We start from the raw sequence: 22,396 nt of genomic DNA, 5'->3' as shown, positions 1-22,396 counted from the left end.
TCGCTACCGTCGTTCCGGTCCGGCCGTGCTGGTCGGACCGATCGGCATGTGCCAGCGTCCAGGGTGCCATGTCGGCGCCCCACGCCGTGCATCGGCCGCCCCGCCCCTCCCCCCGGAGTCCGGCGGCCACACCGCCCACACGGTGCCTGCCGGATCCCCCGAGCACCGCGGTGGGCGGCCCCGCCTGGCCGGGCGCCGCGGTCGGGGCGCCGCGGTCAGTGGAAGACCGCGAGCGAGCGCACCTTCCCCCGGCCGCGGACCACCAGGGCGGTGAACCGGCCGTCCGGGCCGAAGACCGCCACCGGCTCCTCGCCGAGCATCGCCGGGGCCTTGATCTGCACCCCGTTGGCGATCAACCGAGCGGTCTCCGCGTCCACGTCCCAGCGGGGGAAGGCCGCGGCCGCGGCGGCGTCGAGGCCGAGCACCGAGAACTCCTCCTCCAACCGCTCCAGGGTGCTGGCCTCCTCCACCCGGTAGGGGCCGACCCGGGTACGGCGCAGCATCGTCAGGTGGCCGGCGGTCCCGAGGTCCTCCCCCAGGTCGCGGGCGAGCGCCCGGACGTAGGTGCCCGAGGAGCAGGTGACCGTGACGTCCACGTCCACCACGGGGACCCGCACCGTGCCGACCGCACCGGCCGCGGCGCCCTCACCGGGGGGCACCGCCGCCCCGGCACCCGGGGCCTCCAGCGGCTCCGCCGGCCGGGCCTCCTCCGCAAGCGGCACGGCCGCCGGGGCCACCTCGGCGACGCCGCGCCGGAACCCGTGCAGGGTGAACTCGGAGACGGTGACCGGCCGGGCGGCCAGCCGCACCTCCTCCCCGGAACGGACCCGGGTGTAGGAGCGCTTGCCGTCGACCTTGATGGCGCTGACCGCGGACGGCACCTGCATGATCTCGCCGGTGAGCTTGGCCGCCGCGGCCGCGACGGCGGCCTCGTCGACCCCCTCGTCCGCCCCCGGCCAGACGGTCGGGTCGCCCTCCGCGTCGTCGGTGACGGTGCCCACGCCCAGCCGCACGGTCGCCCGGTAGGACTTCTCGGTCAACGCCAGGTGCCCCAGCAGGCGGGTCGCCTTCTCGACCCCGACGATCAGCACCCCGGTCGCCATCGGGTCCAGGGTGCCGGCGTGGCCGACCCGGCGGGTGCCCGCGAGCCTGCGGATCCGGGAGACCACCTGGTGGGAGGTGAGCCCGGCGGGCTTGTCGACGATGACCAGGCCGTCCGGGCCGGTTCCCTTGCGCTTCATGGTGTCGGCGTCCCCGCCCGGCAGCGCCGGGCGTCGCGCCGCTCCTTCCTCTGCGGTGGTGCTGTGCGGGTGTGTTGTTTACGGGAGGGGTGGGGCTGGATGGGCGACGAGCAGCACGGCCCGCCCCCTGCGGCGCGGACCATCGACCACCCCACCGCCGAAGGCCGGCGGCCGGGCGGCTGTCGGCGGACCGCGGGCGGCGGGTTGCGGTCGGCCCGGAGCGTCAGCCGCCCGGCCCGCCGCCCGGCGCCACCGCCTCCTCCAGGAGGCCGCGGAACGCCTCGACGGTGGCCGCCACGTCCGACTTGGGGGAGGTGAACCCGGCGGCGAGGGCGTGCCCGCCCCCGCCGAGCCCACCGCACACCCGCCCCACGTCCACCGCGCCCTTGGACCTGGAGGAGCCGAGCAGCGCGCCGGAGTCGTCCTCCTTCAGCACGAGGGCGACCTCGGCCTCCGCGGTGCGGCGGAGGGTGTCGATGAACCCCTCCACCTCCGCCATCTCCACGCCGTGCCGTTCCCGATCGGCGCGCGGCACGACCGTCCAGACCAGCCCCAGGCCACCGGCGGCCCCGGGCTCCAGCACCGCCCGGTCCAGGGCCGCGGCCAGCACCTTCAGCGTGCCGAAGGAGGAGGTGTCCCACAGGGCCCGCGCCATCAGGTCGTGGCGGATCCCGGTGGCGAGCAGCCGCGCCGCCAGCTCGTGGGTGGCCGGTGTGGTCGCCGCGTAGCGGAAGGACCCGGTGTCGGTGGCCACGCCGGTGTAGAGGCAGGCGGCGATCGGCGCGGTGAGCGGCACGCCGAGCCGGCGCAGCAGTTCGTCGACCAGAACGGCCGTGGCGGGTGCCGTCGGGTCGATCAGCAGGTCGGTGCCGAAACCGGTCGCCGCCGCGTCGTTGGAGGCGTGGTGGTCCACTACGACCAGGCGGCGGGCGGTGAGCGCGGCCCCGCGCAGCAGGCCGAGGCGGTCCGGGGAGGCCACGTCGAAGACGGCGACCAGGTCGGCGTTCTCCGGCACCTGGGCGGGCGGCACCAGGAACTCCTGGCCCGGCAGGAAGCTCAGCGACTCCGGCACCACCTGCGGGTCCTCACCGAAGGAGACCACGGCCTCCACCCCGATGCGGCTCAGCCCGAGGGCCATCGCCAGCGCCGACCCCAGCGCGTCGCCGTCCGGGGCGACGTGGCAGAGCAGCACGGCGCTGCCCGCCTCGCGGAACAGGTCGGCGACCCGCTCCCAGTCCCGCTCCCCGGGGCGGACCGGCCCCGCCCCGGCGGCGCGCTCCGCGGGCGCGGCCGGCGCGCCGGGGGTGCCGGGCGGCTCGGGGGGCGGCACGGCCGTCGCGCCGAGCACGTCCCGGGGCAGCAGGCGGGCAGGCCGGCGACGCGGCGCCGGGGCCGGCGCCGCGTCGTCGGCCGGGCCGTCCCCGCCCTGGTGGGGGGTGCGGTCACCGGGGCCGGTGGTCACCGCGAGCCGCTCCCGAAGGTGCCGCCGTCCTCGTCCGTCGCGTCCTCGTCCGTCGCGTCCTCGGCGTCCACCAGGTCCTCGCCCGGCGTCCGGTACGGGTCGGCGTCGCCCGCGTAGCCGGCGCCGGCGGCGCGGGTGCGCACCTCCTCGTCGGCGGCCCGGGCCCGCGCGAGCAGGTCGTCGATGTGCCGCGCCGTGTCCGGCACCGCGTCGGCCACGAAGGTGAGGCTGGGGGTGAAGCGCACGCCGGTCTGCCGGCCCACCTCGGAGCGCAGGATGCCCTTGGCGCTCTCCAGGGCGGCGGCCGAGGCGGCCCGCTCGGTCTCGTCACCGAAGACCGTGTAGAAGACCGTGGCCTCCCTCAGGTCCCCGGTGACGCGGGTGTCGGTGATGGTGACGAAGCCCAGTCGCGGATCCTTGATCCGCCGTTCCAGGGTTTCGGCGACCACCACACGGATGCGGTCGGCGAGTTTGCGCGCCCGCGCCGTGTCGGTCACTGGTCCTCCTCCTGCTGCTGCGCACGTGGTGCCACGGTCCGGCCGCCTCGCGGCCCGGGACCGGGCTCCAACGTACCGCCCCCGCGGGCGCGGGCGCGGTTCGGTCGATGGGTGGGGTGGTGGGACACCGGCCTGCGCCGGTCGCGGACGGGGCTACGCCGCCGGCCGGGCGCGGTCCTCGGAGGGGCGCCGTCAGTCCTCGTCCTCGTCGGAGAAGACCCGGCGACGGGCGGAGAGCAGCTCCGTCTCGGGCCGGTAGGCGATGAAGCGCTCGCAGTTGTCCAGCACCGACGCGATGTGGGAGGGGTCCCCGGAGACCAGGCAGACGCCGATCTCGGCGCGCCGGTACAGGTCGCGGTGGCCCGTCTCCGCGGCGCTGACGTCGTACTTGCGGCGCAGCTCGGCCACCAGGGGCCTGACTACCGCGCGTTTCTCCTTGAGCGAGTGGACGTCGCCGAGAAGCAGGTCGAAGCTGAGCGTTCCCACGTACATGTGTGTTGTGGCGGCCTGGGGGTCGCGCGGCCGGGAGCGCGGTGCGGGCGGCACCCGGAGCGGGGCCGCCGTGCGGAAGCGGTGTTCTGTTGTGGGCCGGGCGCCGGGCGGCACCGCCCGGACGCACCGTGCCCGGGAGCGGCGCGACCGGGGGCCGTCGTGTGACGGCCCCCGGTCGTGCGTGCCGTGCCGGTCAGTCCCGTGCCGGTCAGGCGCGGGGCTTCTCCCGCATCTCGAACGTCTCGACGACGTCGTCGACCTTGATGTCGTTGAACGACCCCAGGGTCAGACCGCACTCGAAGCCCTCGCGGACCTCGGTCGCGTCGTCCTTGAAGCGACGCAGCGAGTCGATCGAGAGGTTCTCCGCCACCACGGCGCCGTCCCGGATGAGACGGGCCTTGGTGTTGCGGCGGATGAGGCCGCTGCGGACGAGGCAACCGGCGATGGTGCCGAACTTGGAGGAACGGAAGACCTCCCGCACCTCGGCGGTGCCGAGCTGGACCTCCTCGTACTCCGGCTTCAGCATGCCCTTCAGGGCCGCCTCGATCTCCTCGATCGCCTGGTAGATGACCGAGTAGTACCGGATGTCCACGCCCTCGCGGTCCGCCAGGGTGCGCGCGCGCCCCTCGGTGCGGACGTTGAAGCCGATGACGATGGCGTCCGAGCCGGCCGCCAGGTTGATGTCGGACTCCGTGATGGCGCCGACACCGCGGTGCAGGATGCGCAGCTCGACCTCGTCGCCGACCTCGAGCTTGAGGAGCGCGTCCTCCAGGGCCTCGACCGAACCGGACACGTCGCCCTTGAGGATGAGGTTGAGGTGCTCGATCTCGCCGGCGGCCAGCACCTTGTCCAGGTCCTCCAGGGAGACCCGGCGCCGGTTCTGCGCGAACTGCGCGTTGCGCTCCCGCGCGTTGCGCTTCTCCGCGATCTGCCGGGCGATCCGGTCCTCCTCGACGACGAGGAAGTTGTCACCGGCGCTGGGCACCGAGGACAGACCGAGCACGACGACCGGACGGGACGGACCCGCCTCCTCGACGTTGTTGCCGTTCTCGTCGAGCATGGCGCGCACGCGGCCGTGGGCGTCGCCGACGACCATGGAGTCGCCGACCCGCAGGGTGCCGCGCTGGACCAGGACGGTCGCGGTGGCGCCGCGGCCCTTGTCCAGGTGCGCCTCGATGGCGATGCCCTGGGCGTCCATGTCCGGGTTGGCCCGCAGGTCCAGCGCCGCGTCCGCGGTCAGCACGACGGCCTCCAGGAGGTCGTCGATGCCCAGGCCCTGCTTGGCGGAGATGTCGACGAACATGGTGTCGCCGCCGTACTCCTCCGCGACCAGCCCGTACTCGGTCAGCTGACCGCGCACCTTGGTCGGGTCCGCGCCGTCGACGTCGATCTTGTTGACCGCGACGACGATCGGCACGTCCGCCGCCTTGGCGTGGTTGAGCGCCTCCACCGTCTGCGGCATCACGCCGTCGTTGGCGGCGACGACCAGGATCGCGATGTCGGTCGACTTCGCACCGCGGGCACGCATGGCGGTGAACGCCTCGTGACCCGGGGTGTCGATGAAGGTGAGCTTGCGCTCCTCTCCGTTGACCTCAGCGTTGACCTGGTAGGCACCGATGTGCTGGGTGATGCCGCCGGCCTCGCCCTCGACCACGTTCGACTTGCGGATGGCGTCCAGCAGACGCGTCTTACCGTGGTCGACGTGGCCCATGACGGTGACGACCGGGGGCCGCGCCTGGAGCTGCTCCTCGCCACCCTCGTTCTCACCGAAGTCGATGTCGAACGACTCCAGCAGCTCGCGGTCCTCCTCCTCGGGGGAGACGACCTGGATGTCGAAGTTCAGCTCGGCACCGATCAGCTGCAGCGTCTCGTCGCTCACCGACTGGGTGGCGGTGACCATCTCGCCCAGGTGGAACAGGATCTGGACGAGCGACGCCGGGTTGGCGTTGATCTTCTCCGCCAGGTCGGTCAGCGAGGCGCCACGGGAGAGCCGGATGACCTCGCCGCGACCACGCGGGGCCTGCACGCCGCCGATCGCCGGGGCCTGGAAGGCCTCGTTGAACTCCTGACGACGCTGCTTCTTGGACTTGCGGCCGCGGACCGGGCCACGCGAGCCCGGACGGCCGAACGCACCCTGCGTGCCGCCGCGGCCACCGGGGCCACCCGGACGGCCGCCGCCGAAGCCGCCGCCACCCGGACGCGGGCCGCCGAAGCCGCCGCCACCGCCGGGACGGCCACCGCCGCCACCGCCGGGACGACCGGCGAAGCCACCGCCACCGCCGCCGGGACGCGGGCCGCCGAAGCCGCCACCGCCCGGACGCGGGCCACCGCCGCCGGGACGACCCGGACGGGCGCCGGCACCGGGACCACCCGGACGGGCGCCGCCGCCGGCCGCCGGCCGGTTCGGCATCATGCCCGGGTTCGGACGCGGGCCACCGGGGCCGGCCGCCGGACCGGGACGCGGACCCTGCGGGCGCGGCATGTCACTCGGCGAACCGGGACGGGCACCCGGACGGGGGCCACCCGGGCCGGGACGCGGGCCGCCGGGACCCGGACGGGGCCCGCCGAGGCCGGGACGCTCCGTGCCGGCCGGACGCGGCGGCTGCGGGCGCGCCATTCCGGTGCTGCCGGAGGTGCTGAAGGGGTTGTTGCCGGGACGCGGTCCGGCCGGGCGGGCACCGCCCGGGCGCGGGGCGCCCTGACCCGGGCGCGGGGCACCCGTGCCGGCACCCGGACGCGGGCCGCGCGGCTCGCCGCCGCGGCCACGGTCGCCGGGGCGCGCGTCGGACGGACGCGCTCCGCCCTGGCCCTGACCCGGACGCGGCGCGCCGGGGCCCGGACGGGCGGCGGCGGGCGCCGGGCGCGGACTGGCCTCACCGGGCCGGCTGGAGAACTGCGCCGGGGTGGCCGCGGTCGGCTGGGCCGCCGCGGGCTGCGGCGCGGCCGGCTGCTGCGGCGCGGCCGGAGCCACCGGGCCGGGAGTCGGGCGCGGACCCGGCGTGGGCCGCGGGCCGCCGGGGCCGGGGCGGGGCCCCGGGGCCGGACGGGCCGGCGACGCCGCCTCGGGGCGCGCCGAAGGGCCCGGCGTCGGCTGAGCACCGGGCTTGGGGGCCGACGGCCTGCGCTGGCCGCCCTTGCCGCCGGCTCGGGAGCCGCCGTCGCCCTTGAGAGAATCAGTGAGTTTGCGTACCACGGGCGCCTCGATCGTCGAGGACGCCGAACGGACGAACTCGCCAAGTTCCTGGAGCTTGGCCATGACGACCTTGCTCTCGACACCAAGCTCCTTGGCGAGCTCGTATACCCGGACCTTTGCCACGTTGCTCCTTCTGGTCCGGGTAGTCCACCGGACCGTAGCTACTTCATGGGCGTACTCATCGCGTACTCATCGAGTGCTCATCGCAATCTCGACCTACTTCCAACTCGCGAGGTACTGGTTGACGTACGTGCGGTGCACGGTGGTGGAGCGCCTCGAGCGGAGGATTCCGCCGGACGCGCCCCGCGTCTTCACCCGGCCCGCTCCCGCGGGGGAGCCGACTCCGTGTCGACGACCGACTCCTCGACATGGGCGACGACCCGCGCGGCATCGAGCGCCCCCGTGAGCCGGAAGGCCCGCGGGAAAGCCCGGCGGCGGATCGCCAGATCGAGGCACTTGTGGTCGAGGTGCAGGTGCGCCCCTCGACCGGGCAGCGTGCCGCGCGGATCGGGGACGACAGCGTTCCCGACCACCACGACTCGCAGGAGGTCGTCCTTGCCCGACCGCCGCCGACAGCCCACACAGGTGCGTTCAGGGCATGCGCGGCCACGTGTCCGGCCGGACAGAGACAAGTCTACCTCCACTGACAACGACCCCACGGCATGCGCGTCAGCCATGAGCGCCGGGCGGGATCGCCCCGCCCGACCCTACACAACGCCACCGGGGTGCCGTCGAATTCCTTCCGCGGGCGGTCGGGCCCGCCCCGACCGCCCGCGGCCGTCCCGGGCCGTCCGGCCGCCGGGCTCAGCCCTCGCCGCCGGACGTCTGGGTGTCCGGGCGGATGTCGATGCGCCAGCCGGTGAGCCGGGCCGCCAGCCGGGCGTTCTGCCCCTCCTTGCCGATGGCCAGGGAGAGCTGGTAGTCGGGCACCGTCACCCGGGCGGAGCGGGCCTCCCGGTCGACGACCTCCACCTTGGTCACCCGGGCGGGCGACAGGGCGTTGCCGACCATCGTCGCCGGGTCGTCCGACCAGTCCACGATGTCGATCTTCTCGCCCTGCAGTTCCGCCATCACCGCGCGCACCCGGCCGCCCATCGGGCCGATGCAGGCGCCCTTGGCGTTCAGGCCCTCGCGGTGCGAGTAGACCGCGATCTTGGTGCGGTGACCGGCCTCACGGGCGATCGCGGCGATCTCCACGGAACCGTCCGCGATCTCCGGCACCTCCATCGCGAAGAGCTTGCGGACCAGGTTGGGGTGGGTGCGGGAGAGCGTCACCGAGGTGCCCCGCGGACCGCGCCGGACCTGGACGACGTAGCAGCGCAGCCGGGTGCCGTGGGTGTAGCTCTCCCCGGGCACCTGCTCCTGCGGCGGCAGCACCGCCTCAAGCTTGCCGATGTCCACCAGCACGTTGCGGGGGTCCTTGTCCTGCTGGACCACGCCCGTCACGATGTCGCCCTCGCGGCCGGCGTACTCGCCGAAGGTGACCTCCTCCTCGGCGTCGCGCAGCCGCTGCAGGATGACCTGCTTGGCGGTGGTGGCGGCGATCCGGCCGAAGCCGGACGGAGTGTCGTCGAACTCCCGGACGCGGCGGACGGGGCGCGCGGACGGGGCCGCCTGGCCCTCCGCCCCCGCCTCGGCGGACGTGCCGGCGGCCTCCGGCTCCTCCTCCAGCACCTCCTCCTGGGCCCAGACCGTCACGTGGCCGGTCTTGCGGTCCAGCTCCACTCGGGCCTTCGGGCTGCTTCCCTCGGTGCGGTGGTACGCGATGAGGAGGGCGGCCTCGATCGCCTCGACCAGCAGGTCGAACGAGATCTCCTTCTCCCGCACGAGCCCGCGCAGGGCACTCATGTCGATGTCCACGGCTACGCCTCCTCCATGGTGTTGGGTTGTGTGGTCACGCGGCGGTGAATCGGTCGGTCGGACTCGGTCGTGCTCGTGGGCCGGGCGCCGGGGTCACCCGTCACCACGGGCGGAGGGCGACCGGTCGCCGACGGCCGGGTCGGCGCCCCCGTCCGCGGTGCCGTCGGAGTCGTCGACGTCGTCGAAATCGTCGTCGTCGGTGGAGGCGTCCTCCTCGAGACCGTCGAGGTCGTCGACATCATCGAGGCCGTCGAGGTCCGCCGGCTCCGCGTCCGGCGCCTCGCCGCCGGCCCCGGGGGCGTACGCCGCCATCTCCCGGTCGGCTGCCTTGCGGTCGAGTTCCACCTGCACCTGCGCCCGGGCGACTTCCGGCCAGGTGATGCGGCGCCTGGTCGGCTCACCGCGTCCCTTGGCCGCCGGCACCAGCAGCTCGGCCCCGTCCTCGTCGGCGACCAGCACACGGGCGGTCAGCTCGCCGCCCTCCGTCAGCCGCACCTTGACCAGGCGGCCGGTGGCACGGCGCCAGTGCTTCGGCTCGGTCAGCGGGCGCTCCACCCCCGGGGAGCCGACCTCCAGGACATAGGGCGCCCCGCCCATCGCGTCCGCCGCGTCCAGGGCGTCGGAGAACTCCCGGCTCAGCTCCGCGACCAGGTCCAGGTCGACGCCGCCGTCCGCGTCCACGACCACGCCCAGCAGACGCCGCCGGCCGACCGAGGTGACCGTCACGTCCTCGAGGTCGACCCCCCGCTGCTCGGTGATCGGCTCCAGCAGTGCTCGCAGCCGGTCGGTCTGGGCGGTGCTCATCGAGAAGGCTCCTCGGCTGCGTGTGCTGTTTTCGGCGTCCAACCCGGTTTGGTCGGGGTGTCCCAAATCGTATCGGGTCCGGCAGGGCGACGTCGCACCCCGAGCGTCCGCGCGGTGCTTCCCCGAACGGCCACGGACCCCTCGCGGCCGTTCGGGGGCACCGATTGTGAATGCGGGCGGAGCGGGCGGTACCGTCCCAGAGAGCCGCCCCGGTGCCGGCGGGGCAGTGCGACGGCGCGACGGTGCGGCGGTGCTCGCCCCTCTCCGAGGGCCCCTCCCGAAGGACGGCGCACGCCGCGTCGCGTGGAGGCGTCCGAGGGCGCACGGGAGCACATGGGGGCGCGCCGGGGGCGAATTCCAGACAGGAGTGACGATGCGACACGGGATGCTCGGAGGCAGGCCGACTCCCACCCGCCGTTCGACACCGAGCGCGGGGACCCATCCGTCGGTCGGCCCGCGCCGGCGCACCGTGCTCGGCTTGCTGGCGGCACTGGGCGCGGTCGCGACCGGCTGCACCTCCAGCGAGGACGACGGCGCGCCGGAGCCGCACCCCGACGAGCTCGTCCTGCGCCGATCCGCCGAGGCCACCGCCGCGCTGATCGCGCACCGGGACGCGACCGTGGCCGCCCATCCGGAACTGGCCGCCTCGCTGCGGCCGCTCGGCGACGACCTGGCCGCGCACCTGACCGCCTTCGGCGAGGGCGCCGGCCTGCCCTCGGCGGCCTCGCCGCCGGCGCAGCCGTCCACCTCGACATCGGCGACGGCGACGGCGACGGCGACGGCAGGAGGCGACACCCCGGGCGGCGCCGCCTCACCGGCGGCCGGCCCCTCCGTCCCCGACACGCCCGACGAGGCTCTCCGCGCCCTGGCGGACCTGTGCCGACGCACCGCCGACGCCCGGATGGCCGACCTGCTCGCCGCGTCGGCCCTGCCGAGCCGGCTGATCGCCTCGGTCGCGGCCTGCGAAACCGGACACGCCCACCTCCTTACCCCCTAGGTCGAAACCATGATCGGTCGCAGCGCCACCCCGTCCCCCGCCCCGACCCGTCAGCCGGACAACGCCCTGCCCGCGCTCCAGGCGGCGCTCGCCGGCGAGCACGCCGCCGTCTACGGCTACGGCGTGGCCGGTGCCCTGCTGAGCGGCGCCGACGAGGAGGAGGCCCGTGTGGCGCTCGCCGCCCACCAGGAACGGCGCGAGGCGCTGTCCCACTCCATCCGGCAGCTCGGCGGGCAGCCAGAGGCCGCCGCCCCCGCCTACCAGCTCCCCTTCGAGGTCGCCGACGCCGACTCGGCACGCCGGCTGGCCACCCACCTGGAGGAGGGAGTCGCGGCCGCGGAGGCGGACGTCGTCTTCACCACCGTCGCCGACCTCCGACTCGCCGCCGCCGAGGCGCTGCGCGAGGCGACGGTGCGCGCCGTGCGCTGGCGGGGCGGCACGGTGGCCTTCCCCGGCCTGCCGGAGCGGGAACCGGGTGCCGGACCGTCCGGCTCCTCCGCCCCCTCCGCCTCCGCCACACGGCCCGGCGGGGCCTGACCGCGGGCGGCGCCACGCCCCCGTGCCGGTCCCGTGCTCCCGACGACGCGCACACCCGCCCCCCCCACCATCCGCACCCGCACACCAGACCCCGCACCGGCGGAGAACGCGAGCCATGAGCAGTCCCGAGCAGCAGCCCCCGTCCCGCCCCGCCGACTCCCCCGTGGTGCCGCCGGAGCGCCTGTCCCGCAAGATCCGCCGGTGGGAGGGCGAGGCCGGTGCGCGCTGGATCGAGGCGCTGCCCGCGCTGGTCACCGAGTACTGCGCCCGCTGGGAGCTCATCGTCGACCGGGTCATGGACCCGGGTGGCCGGCTGAGCATGTCCCTCCTGGTCACCCGGGCCGACGGCACGCCCGCCGTGCTGAAGTTCGGATGGCTCAACGAGGAGACGCGGCACGAGGCGGCCGCCCTGCGGATCTGGGGAGGGCGGGGGGCGGTGCGGCTCCTGGAGTCGGACGACGCCACCGGCGCGCTGCTGATGGAGCGCCTGCAGCCGCACATCTCGCTGCGTTCGCTGCCCGAGAAGCGGGCCATGCTGGAGGCCGAGGAGGTCGCCCGCCGGCTGTGGGTGGCGCCCGGCGAGGAACACCCCTTCCGGACCGTGGAGGACCGCCGGATCGAACTGACCCGGGAGCTGTACCGCTACCACCGGCTGCCCGAACTGGAGGACGCGCGCGGGCTGATCGACGCGGCGCTGCTGGTCGGGGCCGAGCTGGCGGGCGACCAGCCGGAGCAGGTGCTGCTCCACGGCGACCTGCACCACGGCAACGTGCTCGCCGGGGAACGCCTGCCGTGGCTGGCCATCGATCCGCGTCCGCTGGTGGGCGAACGCGCCTACGACCTTGCCTGGCTGGTGCGGGAGCGCCTGGAGACCCTGGTGGCGACCCCGGGACCGCGCTCCGCGACCCGCCGGCGGATCCGGGAGCTGGCGTCCGCCCTGGAGGTGGACGAACAGCGCCTGCTGGGGTGGGCGCTGTTCCGGTCGGTCGCGGCCGGCGCGCGCGACTTCGCCCTCGGGGAGACCGAGGACGGCGAGATGCTGCTGGAGCTGGCCACCTGGCTGTGACCCCCCGGCCCCGCCGTCGCCGCACCGCGCCCCCGCCCCCGCCCCCGCCGCTGGCGGACTCCCGGTGGACGGGTCCGCCTGGGTCAGCCTCCGCCGACGCCGCGGGCCGGGGGCCGCGGCGGACGCAGCGGCAGCTCCACCCCCATGACGGCGTACACCCGCGTGGTCCCCGGGAACGGCACCCGCCGGGCGAGGTCCCGCCAGCCGAGGCCGCGGTAGAGCCGGCGGGCGGGCGTCTCCTCGTCCACGGCGGACAGGATGCCGCGCCGCTGCGCCACACCGTCGAGCAGGCTGAGCAGGAGCGTCCGGCCGATGCCGCGGTGCTGGAAGTCCGGCAGGACGTGCAGCTCCGTGACGGCGAAGGCGTCGTCCAACCAGTGGCCGTTGCCCTCCCGCTCCAGGTGCGGCCTGATGATGGTGGACCACCACTGGCCGGGATCGTTGGGCATGCCGTAGGCGAAGCCCACCATGCGGCGGACGCCGTCGTCTCCCGTCGTCTCCGCGGCCAGGGCCCGGACGCCCGCCGCGAAGGCGTGCCGCTCGACGATGGAGCGCCGTACGGCGGCCTCCTCGGCGTCGAGCCCGAAGGCGACGGTCTGCACCGCGATCGCCTCGTCGGCCCGCCACGCGAGGTCGAACGGTCCGATGGTCACGTCATCGCCCATGGGATCGAACGGTAGCGCGGTCCGCGGCGCGGCGGGCGCCGCCGCGCCACCTCGGCCGGCGGGAAGCGGCGGAAGGGACGGGGCGGCTCAGAACAGCACCGACATGAAGGTGCCGACCTCCTCGAACCCGACCGCGCGGTAGGCGGCGCGGGCGGGGAGGTTGAAGTCGTTGACGTACAGGCTCGCCACCGGCGCCACCTCGCGCAGCGCGTACTCCAGGACCGCGGCCATCCCCGCCCGGGCCAGCCCCTTGCCGCGGTGTTCGGGCGGCACCCACACGCCCTGTATCTGGCAGACGCGGTCCGTCACGGCACCGATCTCGGCCTTGAAGAGGACCTGGTCGCCGTCCTCGATCCGGGCGAAGGCCCGCCCTGTGGTGATCAGCTCGGCGACGCGTGCCCGGTACAGCAGCCCGCCGTCGCCCGCCAGCGGGGAGACGCCCACCTCCTCGGTGAACATCCGCACGCAGGCGGGGAGCACCACGTCGATCTCCTCGCGGCGCACCCGGCGGACGAACGGGTCCGGCGCCACCCGTTCGGACGGCTCGCTGGTCGCCATCACCGGCTGGCAGGAACGTATCTCCCGAGCCGGACCCCAGTGCGGCTCCAGCAGCGCCCACAGCATGGCGGTGGGGCCGGCGGGGCCGACGATGGACGAGCAGCGCCGCCCCTGCCGGCGGGCCCGCTCGGCGAACGAGCGGACCGCCTCCTCGCCGGCTCCGATCAGCATCAGGTTGGCCCCGGAGTAGCACATCGAGACCAGCTCGCCCCGCTCGAACCAGCCCCACATCTCGCCGCCGAGCCGCCACGGGTCGAGCCCGGCGGCGCGCACCCGGGAGGCCACGAAGGCGTTGGTGACCGGGTCCCGGGCGAGGACCCGGAGGGCGGCGTCGAGGTCGCCGGGCTCCAGGACCCTCGCCGTGCTCGCGTTCGCCGGTCCCAGAACCGTCACCGTCACCGTCTCCGTCGCCTGCTCCGTCACGTCCTCATCGCGCCCACACCCCGGGCGGGGAACATCCCCGCCCGGCGCCCGGCGGGTGTCAGCCCACCGAGACGACCGGCTCGCCGGACGCCGTGCCGCTCTCCTGCATCTCCTCGGCGATCTTCATCGCCTCCTCGATCAGGGTCTCGACGATCTTCGACTCGGGGACGGTCTTGATGACCTCGCCCTTGACGAAGATCTGGCCCTTGCCGTTGCCGGAGGCCACGCCGAGGTCGGCCTCACGGGCCTCGCCCGGGCCGTTGACGACACAGCCCATCACCGCGACCCGCAGGGGCACCTCCATGCCCTCCAGACCGGCGGTGACCTCCTCCGCGAGCTTGTAGACGTCCACCTGGGCGCGCCCGCAAGAGGGGCAGGAGACGATCTCCAGGCCGCGCTCGCGCAGCCCCAGCGACTCCAGGATCTGCGTCCCCACCTTGACCTCCTCGGCCGGCGGCGCCGACAGGGAGACCCGGATGGTGTCACCGATGCCCTCGGCCAGCAGTGCCCCGAAGGCGACCGCCGACTTGATCGTGCCCTGGAACGCCGGACCGGCCTCGGTGACGCCCAGGTGCAGCGGGTAGTCGCAGGCCGCGGCGAGCTGGCGGTAGGCCTGGATCATGACCACGGGGTCGTTGTGCTTGACCGAGATCTTGATGTCCCGGAAGCCGTGCTCCTCGAAGAGCGAGCACTCCCACAGCGCCGACTCCACGAGCGCCTCCGGGGTCGCCCTGCCGTACTTGGCGAGCAGGCGGCGGTCCAGGGAGCCGGCGTTCACGCCGATCCGGATGGGGGTGCCGGCGTCGGAGGCCGCCTTGGCGATCTCCTTCACCTTGTCGTCGAACTGCTTGATGTTGCCGGGGTTGACGCGGACCGCCGCGCAACCGGCGTCGATCGCCGCGAAGACGTACTTGGGCTGGAAGTGGATGTCGGCGATGACCGGGATCTGGGACTTCTTCGCGATGATCGGCAGCGCCTCGGCGTCGTCGGCACTGGGCACGGCGACGCGCACGATCTGGCAGCCCGAGGCGGTCAGCTCGGCGATCTGCTGCAGCGTGGCGTTGATGTCCGCCGTCACGGTGGTGGTCATGGACTGCACCGACACCGGAGCGTCTCCGCCCACCGGCACGTTCCCGACCATGATCTGCCGCGACTTGCGGCGTTCGGCGAGCGGCTTGGTCGGCACGGAGGGCATTCCGAGCGAGATGGCGGTCATGTGTGTGTCCGACTTCCCCAAGTGAGGTGCTGTGTGGAGGGTGCCGGCGGCGCTCGGCGCGTGGGGCACCTGGAAGGCAACGGTACGGCACCCGGGGAACCCGGAGCCAACGGCCCGTCGCTTCCGCGGGATCCGGTGCCGTCACGCGGACCGGACCCCCGGCGGGCGCCCCGCGGCCCCCTGGAGGGCCCGCGGAAGGCTCACGGGACGCCCCGCCGCCGCCTAGATCAGGCGCACCGGGTTGACCACGTCGGCGATCAGCACCAGCAGCGTGAAGCAGATGAAGATGCCGGACACCACGTAGGCCACCGGCATCATCTTCGCCACGTCGAACGGGCCCGGGTCGGGACGGCGCAGGAGGCGGGCTGTGTGCCGGCGCACCGACTCCCACAGGGCCCCGGCGATGTGCCCGCCGTCCAGCGGCAGCAGCGGCAGCATGTTGAACAGGAACAGGGACAGGTTGAAACCGGCCACCAGCATCACCATGGTGGCGATCCGCTGCGAGGCCGGCACGTCGAGGGTGAAGACCTCCCCGCCGACCCTGGCGGCGCCCACGACACCCACCGGCGAGTCCGGCTCACGCTCGGCGCCGAGGAAGGCCGCGTTCCACAGGTCGGGGATCCGCGACGGCAGGGCTATCAACGACTCCACGCCGTCGACCATCAGGTCGCCCATCCGCTCCACGGTCTGCGCGGGCGTCTGCCGCACGATGCCGTTCGCCGGGGTGAAGCCGAGGAAGCCCGCCGTCTCCGTCTCGCCCGGGACGTACTCGCCGTCGCCGTCGAGCCGGGTCACCTGGTTCTCGATCAGGTCGGCGTGCAGGGTGACGGTCTCGCCACCCCGCTCGACCTCCAGCGTGGCCGGCCCGGTGGTGGTGCGGATGAGGCCCTGGAGTTGCTGCCAGGTCTCCACCCGCGTGCCCTGGAAGGAGACGATCCGGTCGCCGGCCCTCAGCCCGGCCGCCTCCGCCGGGGTGTCGGGGGCGCCGTCGGGGCAGGTGTCGGTGGTAGCCGTGGCCGGGACGACACAGTCGGCGACGGACGCCACTGTGGTCGTCGTCATGTTCCAGCCGAACCCCATCATCAGGCCGGCGAAGAGCACCACGGCCAGGATGAGGTTCATGAAGGGGCCGGCGAACATCACGATGACGCGCTGCCACGGCTTGCGCGTGTAGAACAGGCGCTTCTCGTCCCCCGGCTCCAGCTCCTCGTAGGCGGCGCTGCGGGCGTCCTCGATCATGCCGCGCCACGGGGAGGTGCTGCGGGCCTCGACGCGGCCGTCGTCCCCCGGCGGGAACATGCCGATCATGCGGATGTACCCGCCGAGCGGGATGGCCTTGATGCCGTACTCGGTCTCGCCGACCCGTCGGGAGAAGAGGGTGGGCCCGAAGCCCACCATGAACTGCGGGACGCGGACCTTGAACAGCTTCGCGGTGCTGAAGTGGCCGAGCTCGTGCCAGGCGATCGAGAACAGCAGGCCGACCACGAACACCAGGATGCCGAGGATGGTCATGAGGGCGGTCATCGCCTGGAGCCTCCTGTCAGGGCACGGGGGGCGGGGTCAGCGAGCACCGGCGGCCTCGATGAGCTTGCGCGCGCGGTCGCGCGCCCAGGTCTCCGCCTCCAGGACGTCCGCGACCGTGAGCCGGCCGCCGGACGTGCCGTGGCCGGCGCCGTGCTGCTCGACGACCTCGGCGACGGTGTCCACGATGCCGGTGAAGCGTAGCCGCCCCGCGAGGAAGGCCGCGACGCACTCCTCGTTGGCGGCGTTGAAGACGGCGGGGTGGGTCCCGCCGAGCGCGCCCACCTTCCGGGCCAGCGCCACGGACGGAAAGGCCTCCGTGTCCAGCGGCAGGAACTCCCAGGTGGCGGCCTTGGTCCAGTCACAGGCCGGGGCCGCGTCGGGAACCCGGTCCGGCCACCCGAGGCCGAGGGAGATGGGCAGCCGCATGTCCGGCGGGCTGGCCTGGGCCAGGGTGGAGCCGTCGGTGAACTCCACCATCGAGTGGATGACGGACTGCGGGTGGACGACGACCTCGATGCGGTCGAACGGGATGTCGAAGAGCAGGTGCGCCTCGATGACCTCCAGGCCCTTGTTGACCAGGGTGGCCGAGTTCACCGTGACGACGGGGCCCATGTCCCAGGTGGGGTGGGCGAGCGCCTGCTCGGGCGTCACCTCGGCCAGTTCGGCGCGCCCGCGGCCGCGGAAGGGCCCACCGCTGGCGGTGACGACCAGCCGGCGCACCTCCCGGCGGGCGCCGCCGAGGAGGCACTGGAAGAGCGCGGAGTGCTCCGAGTCGACGGGGACGATCTGGCCGGGCCGGGCCACCTCGCGGACCAGCGGCCCGCCGACGATCAGGGATTCCTTGTTCGCCAGGACCAGGACGCGGCCGGCGCGCAGGGCGGCGAGGGTCGGTTCCAGCCCGATGGAGCCGGTGATGCCGTTGAGGACGGAGTGGCAGGGGCGAGCCGCCAGCTCCGCCGCGGCGCCCGGGCCCGCGAGCACCTCGGGAACCGAGTGGGAGCCGCCCTCGGCCTGCGCCACGGCCCGCAGCGCCTCCCGCAGCGGCCCTTCGGCGGCCGGATCGCTGACCGCCACCTGCTCCACGCGGAACTCGAGGGCCTGCCGGGCGAGCAGTTCGACGCGGCCGCCCCCGGCGCTGAGGGCCACCACGCGGAAGCGGTGCGGATTACGACGGACCACGTCGAGGGCCTGGGTGCCGATGGAACCGGTGGAGCCGAGGATCACCAGCTCGCGGGGATCGGTTCCCGGGGGACCGGCTGGGCCGTGCGGATCGAAACGCAGATGCGGGTCGGCGAGGCTGTCCATTGCTCCATTCTTGCGCCTGCGTACGGGGCGCCCGCACCGCACCACGAGGAAAGGCCGAAGCGACGCCACCCCCGCGACGGTCACGCGCCGGCCTCCCCCCGATGCCCCCTCTCAGGGCTGGCGGCGGCGCTCCCCGCCCCCAGGCCCGGGAGCCCTCTTCTCGAGAACGCCGGGAAGGGCGCCGCACCGCCCCTCACGCCATCCCCGCCCCGCCCGTCCCACGCCGCTCGCACCCTCGGGCCCCGGCGCCCGGCGAGCCCGGCGTCAGTCGTCGCCGCCGGAGACACGCACCGCCATCGGCCGCACCCGGCGACCATCTGCGTCGGAAACCGAACAGACCAGGTAACCGGGCACCAGCTCATGCGCCAGTTCGGCGGCGGAGAACAGCTCGCGCCGCACCGTGCGCACGGTCACGCTGCGCCGAGTGGCGGGCGCGCCGGTGAGCAGGCTCCACAAACCACGCAGGGAGCGCCGGACGACGCCGCCGGAGGTGTCGGCCGTGGAGGTGATCGACCGCTCCTCCACGGGGCCGGTGCCCCACAGCGCCGCCAGTCGCTCCGCGTCCCCGGGGGTGATGCCTGGGAGGGCCATCCGGCAGCCGGTGGAGGCCAGCAGGGTGTCGGCCAGGGCCTCCGGCAGGTCAGCCATGTGGCGGACGAGGAACACGGTGCCCGCCCCCGCGTGGCGGAGGCGAGGCATCTGCCGCAGCAGCAGCGGGCCGACGGCCGACGCGGCGTCGTCGAGGACCAGATGGTTGAAGTCACCGGGGGCGGCGGTGGAACCCCCGGCCGGCCCGCCTCGCGGCACCGTGACGGCAGCGGCGAACTGCGACGCGATCAGCCGACGCAGGATCTCGCTGGCCTGGGCGTGGGTGTGCTCGGGCAGGCGAACCAGCACACGGGCGGGCCCGTCCGGCGCGCCCGGCGTCCACGGTCGCCTGGGCGCGCCGCCCGCGGTGTCGGCCTGGTGCTCGGCCTCGTGGCCCGGGCCGTGGGTGAGGAAACCGGCCAGCCCGGGCCGGTCGAGCAGGGCGAGGCGGTCGGCGAGCAGTGCCCCCACGTCGTCGGCGAACGCCGCGGCGCGCCGGCGCATCGCCAGGTCGGTCAGGATGGCCCGGATCTCGGCCGGATCGGCCTGCGCGGCACGAAGGTCCCCCTCGAGGCGCTCCAGGAGGTCTCCGTCCGTTCCCGGGACGCCGGCACCGGAGCGGAGGGTGCCGGCGGCCGGCGGCTCCCTGTGGCCGGGACCGGACGGGACCGCGGGGCCCGGTGTGAGCAGCAAGCGCAGTTCGTGCAGCGACGGGAACCGGTTCCAGGCGAGCTGGCAGGCGTCCAGCAGTTGCCGCAGCACCAGGCCGGCGTTCTGCAGGCGCTCGCTGGGGACCCGGTTCCCCAGCAGGGCCTCGGCGAGGCGTTCCGCGGAGGCTCCCGGCTCCGCGACAGGGCCGTAGGGGTCGATCGCCCACGCGCAGGAGCGGTCGGCCGGATCGATGACGACATCGAACCACCCGAGGTCCACCTCACCCCGCCCGCCGGGCAGGCTCCCGACGCCCGGCCAGGGTGCGGCGGCGGGCTCAGGAACCAGGCCCCCCGGGCCGCCGACCACCACCACACGGCCGTCCCCGGCGAGCGCCTGGCGGCAGAGCGCCTCCACCAACCGGACCACGACGGCGCGCCCCGTCGGCATGGAGCGGCGTGGTCCCTCCAGTGGTCCGAGCACCAGCAGGCCGGTGGACAGCGCGCCCGGATCGAGGGCGAACCCGGCGCCTCGTTGCTCGAAGGGATTGCGGCGGTTGTCGACGACGCTGCCCAGGCGGATCCGGCCGGTCCGCAGGTCGTGGTCCTCCGGTACGGTCACCCGGTGGGTGAGTTCCCGCGGTCGGTCCGCCGGGGGAAGGGCCGCGGCCCCCCATCGGGCGACCCCGGCCAGTGCCGCCGCACCATCCGCCGGGGGAAGGTGCAGGGCGTGGCGCTCCTCGCCCTTCGGCGCCGCGCTGGGGAAGGCGCGCTCCAGCCGGGCGAGGTCCACCTCGGTGAGGTTCCCCGCGAGAAGGTCCTGCGCGAGTCGGTGGGCGGCGAGTCGCCCCTCCTCGCCGTATCCGCCCCCGCTCAGCCGGGGCCACAGCAGGGCTCCGGGATCGCCGTCGTGTCCCGTGCCGACCGCCTCCCGGGGGATGGCCCCGCCATCGCTCCCCCGTCCCGCCGTGGGGCCGCCGGGCGGCGCGGAGACCAGGCGGCGCAGCGCCGGGACGACCCACAGGCGTGCCACGTCCGCCCACCGCCCGACGGGGGCGGCGATCAGCATCAGAAGGAGCAGGAAGGCGACGGCGTTCCCGTTCCGGACCAGGTCCACGGTGGTGCTGCCGGAGACCAGCCAGGAGTCCGGCAGCACCCGTACCAGCAGTTCGATCTCCCATCGGATCAGATACAGCCAGGCGGCCCAGAGCCCGAGCAGGCTGAACAGGAATCGCCACAGGATGCCCCGGCGTTCCGCGGGCGAGTGCGTGGGGCGACGCCTGGGGCGGTGGCCGAGCGGGTGCACACCGGGCGGAACCTCCGGCCTGGGAGCGGTCCACCAGCGGACGAGAGCGTCCGCAGCCGGGGAGGCAGCCACCCGGTTGGGGGTCACCGCGCCGTCGGAGGACTGGCCGGGGAAGGGCGCCACCGGGGAGCCGACGGGGCGTCCTTCCGGGTACGGTGGCGCATCGCTCGGTGGACGGAAGGTGCGCTGCCGTGCCGAGCCGTCCTCGCCTGCCATGTCCGCTCCCCGTCGTCGCGCCCGCCCGCCCTGCCGCACGGGGCCTTGAGACGCCGTCCCGTACCCTGCCGTCGGCCTGATGGTACGGCCGCGCGTGACGCTGCCGTGGCAGGCCGTTCGGTTTTCCGGTGATAAGAAATGCCCCTCGGCCCTACCGGCCCGCGGGCGGCGCGATGGGGCGGTGCGTGCAGCATGGGCGGGACCGGCGTGCGGCCCAGCGGGGGCCGTTCGGGCCCGCCCGGCCCGCCCTCCGTGAGGGCGCCCGCGCGGTGAGGCCCTGGAGGCAGCAGGGCAGAGTCTTGGACCGCGCGTGCCCGGCATCGTCGCCCCCCAGCTGACCGCCGGTGGGTCGTGGACGGATTCGTGGAGATCCAGTGCAGAGTTGGTGGGCGTGCCGTAGCAGGGGCAGACAGCGTACTCGGCGTGACGTACGTTCGGAGGCGAGTGATGGACAGGCAGTCCCTGAGGCGGCCCGGCGGGCGGAAACGTTACGCCGAGCAGCCCGAACCATCTGGGACTCCGCGGCTCCCTGGTGCTGACCCCGCCGGGACGCGGCCGCGGCTCCGGCCCGCCCCCGGCCTGCCACCGGGTGAGGACGGGCCTGACGGCCCTCAGGAGCGCCACGCCCCCCGGCGCCTGGGCCGTACTGGAAGCCGTCCGGAGACCACCCCCCCGGTCTCCGGACGGCGCCAATCCACCGATCGCCATCCACTCACCCCACGCCCCCGGCGGACCTCGGTCCTGCGTCCCCTCCATGGGGCCCTCGCCGTGGCGCTGCTCGTCCTGCTTGCCGCATGCGCCTGGCTGGTACTCGGAGAGGGGCCCCTGCCCAATCACGGACGCGCCTTCGACTCGTCCGTCACCGAATCCGCCCTCCGGCTCGCCGACGACAACCCCGGCCTCACTCCCCTGGCGGAGTTCCTGGCGGACCTCGGCAGTCCACTCGTCGCCGGCCCGGTACTCGCGCTCGCGGTACTGCTGACCGCCCACGCGACCCAACGGCGCAGCGACCGCAAGGGCAACGCGCTCCCACGGGTAACCGACACGCCGAGCGGCATGGCGTCGGCGTTGCTCCCCGTCGTCACGGTGGCCATCGCCAGTGTCGTCGTGGTGAGCTCGGTGGCGGTCCTGAAGGCGGCCCTCGGGCGGCGTCCGCCGCCGGAGTTCCCGTTCGCGGAAGCCGACAGCGGTTTCTTCCCCTCCGGCCACGCCGCCACCGCCCTGCTGTGCTGGGGCGGGGCCGTCGTCGTCCCTGTGGCCTGCCGCCTGCTCACGCGACGTTGCGTGGTCGTCGTCCTGGTGTCGGCGGCGGGAAGCGTCAATGTGGCAGTGGGCGCCGCCCTGGTGTGGTGCGGCTACCACTGGGCACTGGACGTGCTCGGCGCATGGCTCCTGACCGGAGCGGTGTTGTGCGTCATCGCCGCCGTCCTGCTTCGACGCGCGCCCTCCCCGGACGACTGACCGGCTGTCCTGGCCGACGGCCGCCACCCGTCTGGCCGCAGGACAGCGTCGGAGGTTGCCGGAATACCCGGGGCGGGGAACTACCTCGCGTCGCCACCGCGTCCGCAATGACGGAGGACCAAGCGCCAGGGACCGGCTCTCCCCGGATAGCCGGCCTCTTCCCCGCGTTCTTCCTCCTCGCCCGTCCAGCACAAGACACGACGACGCACCGGTGCGAGGGCCCACCCGTGTTGGCGCGACCCGTTCGGGCGCGTCCATACGGGTCCCCGAGAACCGGCAGGCAGGGGTGCCCGACGAGTGGCACAACCGTCGGAGTTCGTATCATCACCCCTGGTAGC

18 protein-coding genes are annotated in these 22,396 nt (G+C 74.6%); 4 read left to right on the top strand and 14 right to left on the bottom strand.

Translation table 11 applies throughout. The features are described 5' to 3' along the window. Positions 1–215: 215 nt before the first annotated feature. The 8 genes from truB to rimP all read right to left on the bottom strand — a co-directional run bounded on the left by truB (position 216) and on the right by rimP (position 9,549). Entirely contained in the window at positions 216–1,241 is a 1,026-nt protein-coding gene (truB, locus tag FHU37_RS27130) for a tRNA pseudouridine(55) synthase TruB (protein ID WP_179817257.1), read from the bottom strand. Between the two features lie 223 nt (positions 1,242–1,464). After that, positions 1,465–2,703: a DHH family phosphoesterase gene (locus tag FHU37_RS27125; RefSeq protein ID WP_312892882.1), complete on the bottom strand. Its 1,239-nt coding sequence runs from the start codon at positions 2,701–2,703 to the stop codon at positions 1,465–1,467. Further along, positions 2,700–3,200, bottom strand: coding sequence for a 30S ribosome-binding factor RbfA (gene rbfA / locus FHU37_RS27120; protein ID WP_179817256.1), 501 nt, complete (start codon positions 3,198–3,200; stop codon positions 2,700–2,702). The genes FHU37_RS27125 and rbfA overlap by 4 nt, the downstream gene beginning before the upstream one ends. A 192-nt stretch (positions 3,201–3,392) precedes the next feature. Then, complete coding sequence (locus FHU37_RS27115) at positions 3,393–3,692, bottom strand: DUF503 domain-containing protein (protein WP_179817255.1); 300 nt, start codon at positions 3,690–3,692, stop codon at positions 3,393–3,395. Between the two features lie 208 nt (positions 3,693–3,900). After that, a complete protein-coding gene (infB, locus tag FHU37_RS27110) occupies positions 3,901–7,008 on the bottom strand; it encodes a translation initiation factor IF-2 (RefSeq protein WP_179817254.1) in 3,108 nt (1,035 codons plus the stop codon). Positions 7,009–7,196: 188 nt separating this feature from the next. Then, positions 7,197–7,511, bottom strand: coding sequence for a YlxR family protein (locus FHU37_RS27105; RefSeq protein ID WP_179817432.1), 315 nt, complete (start codon positions 7,509–7,511; stop codon positions 7,197–7,199). 178 nt (positions 7,512–7,689) lie between these two features. Continuing rightward, positions 7,690–8,745 carry a transcription termination factor NusA gene (nusA, locus tag FHU37_RS27100; RefSeq protein ID WP_179817253.1) on the bottom strand — a complete coding sequence of 352 codons (1,056 nt, stop codon included), beginning with the start codon at positions 8,743–8,745 and terminating at the stop codon, positions 7,690–7,692. Between the two features lie 93 nt (positions 8,746–8,838). Then, positions 8,839–9,549: a ribosome maturation factor RimP gene (rimP, locus tag FHU37_RS27095; protein WP_218904800.1), complete on the bottom strand. Its 711-nt coding sequence runs from the start codon at positions 9,547–9,549 to the stop codon at positions 8,839–8,841. 478 nt (positions 9,550–10,027) lie between these two features. On the opposite strand from rimP, the gene FHU37_RS27090 reads away from it, so the two are divergent. The 3 genes from FHU37_RS27090 to FHU37_RS27080 all read left to right on the top strand — a co-directional run bounded on the left by FHU37_RS27090 (position 10,028) and on the right by FHU37_RS27080 (position 12,149). After that, positions 10,028–10,546, top strand: coding sequence for a hypothetical protein (locus tag FHU37_RS27090; RefSeq protein ID WP_179817252.1), 519 nt, complete (start codon positions 10,028–10,030; stop codon positions 10,544–10,546). 9 nt (positions 10,547–10,555) lie between these two features. Further along, a complete protein-coding gene (locus tag FHU37_RS27085) occupies positions 10,556–11,083 on the top strand; it encodes a ferritin-like domain-containing protein (RefSeq protein ID WP_179817251.1) in 528 nt (175 codons plus the stop codon). 115 nt (positions 11,084–11,198) lie between these two features. Next, entirely contained in the window at positions 11,199–12,149 is a 951-nt protein-coding gene (locus FHU37_RS27080; protein WP_179817250.1) for an aminoglycoside phosphotransferase family protein, read from the top strand. 83 nt (positions 12,150–12,232) lie between these two features. On the opposite strand, the gene FHU37_RS27075 is transcribed toward FHU37_RS27080, so the two are convergent. The 6 genes from FHU37_RS27075 to FHU37_RS27050 form a co-directional block, all read right to left on the bottom strand. Then, a complete protein-coding gene (locus FHU37_RS27075) occupies positions 12,233–12,814 on the bottom strand; it encodes a GNAT family N-acetyltransferase (protein WP_179817249.1) in 582 nt (193 codons plus the stop codon). 87 nt (positions 12,815–12,901) lie between these two features. After that, the gene (locus FHU37_RS27070) at positions 12,902–13,756 is read right to left on the bottom strand and encodes a GNAT family N-acetyltransferase (RefSeq protein ID WP_179817431.1); all 855 of its coding nucleotides are present in this window, start codon (positions 13,754–13,756) and stop codon (positions 12,902–12,904) included. A 97-nt stretch (positions 13,757–13,853) separates the two neighbouring features. Then, complete coding sequence (gene ispG, locus FHU37_RS27065; RefSeq protein ID WP_179817248.1) at positions 13,854–15,011, bottom strand: flavodoxin-dependent (E)-4-hydroxy-3-methylbut-2-enyl-diphosphate synthase; 1,158 nt, start codon at positions 15,009–15,011, stop codon at positions 13,854–13,856. A 222-nt stretch (positions 15,012–15,233) separates the two neighbouring features. Further along, positions 15,234–16,535 carry a M50 family metallopeptidase gene (locus FHU37_RS27060; protein WP_179817247.1) on the bottom strand — a complete coding sequence of 434 codons (1,302 nt, stop codon included), beginning with the start codon at positions 16,533–16,535 and terminating at the stop codon, positions 15,234–15,236. Positions 16,536–16,571: 36 nt separating this feature from the next. Further along, entirely contained in the window at positions 16,572–17,840 is a 1,269-nt protein-coding gene (gene dxr, locus FHU37_RS27055) for a 1-deoxy-D-xylulose-5-phosphate reductoisomerase (protein WP_179817246.1), read from the bottom strand. A 264-nt stretch (positions 17,841–18,104) separates the two neighbouring features. Continuing rightward, on the bottom strand, positions 18,105–20,597 hold the full coding sequence (locus FHU37_RS27050; protein WP_179817245.1) for a P-loop NTPase family protein: 2,493 nt from the start codon (positions 20,595–20,597) through the stop codon (positions 18,105–18,107). 768 nt (positions 20,598–21,365) lie between these two features. Between FHU37_RS27050 and FHU37_RS27045 the strand changes: the two genes are divergently transcribed. After that, entirely contained in the window at positions 21,366–22,058 is a 693-nt protein-coding gene (locus tag FHU37_RS27045) for a phosphatase PAP2 family protein (protein ID WP_179817244.1), read from the top strand. The last annotated feature ends 338 nt before the right edge of the window (positions 22,059–22,396 follow it).

The organism is Allostreptomyces psammosilenae (genome assembly GCF_013407765.1).
Lineage (GTDB): Bacteria > Actinomycetota > Actinomycetes > Streptomycetales > Streptomycetaceae > Allostreptomyces > Allostreptomyces psammosilenae.
The sequence above is the reverse complement of the archived record's forward strand: the minus strand, read 5'-3'. Positions and strand labels throughout refer to the sequence as shown.